General features: G+C 39.9%; 1 pseudogene. It reads right to left on the bottom strand.

What is annotated here, in order from left to right:
- Positions 1-31 precede the first annotated feature (31 nt).
- A pseudogene (locus tag HMPREF2805_RS11065) lies at positions 32-484 on the bottom strand (hypothetical protein); the annotation flags it as partial.

Here is a 484-nt window from a genome sequence, read left to right as displayed (position 1 = left end):
TAGCCTGAGTTTAGAAATATAATAACGAAGGGTGAAAGCGATCCAGAACGATTTTAGCGTTTGGGAGTGAGACAGTCTCGTAGACTGTTTCAGCCTGAGCCTAGAAATTCGAAAGCGAAGTTGCTTAGCTAAGTCATAATAGGGACTAAACATATCCCTAGTAATGATTTTCACCTGACAACAAACGGCTCTATCGTATCGGAGAAAGTGATTTCGGGTGATAGCTTGTGTCCTGCCTTCAAGAATAATGATGATATTGAGCTTTTCAAAATCTTGTGCAATGAAACTCATCTTCATCTCCCGATTGAAACAGTCACTCCCCTGACTGTTTCAACGTCCCAAGACATAATCTCAGGAAGGCGAGAAAAATCATGCTTAAAACGGAAGTCATTGAGCTTACGAATGACAGTTGAAGTTGAAATGAAAAGCTGATGGGCAATGTCAGTCATAGGAGTCTTTTCAATCAACTTTTGAGCAATTTTTT

The sequence above is a fragment of the Streptococcus sp. HMSC034E03 genome (assembly GCF_001811505.1).
Taxonomy (GTDB): domain Bacteria; phylum Bacillota; class Bacilli; order Lactobacillales; family Streptococcaceae; genus Streptococcus.
The sequence above is the reverse complement of the archived record's forward strand: the minus strand, read 5'-3'. Positions and strand labels throughout refer to the sequence as shown.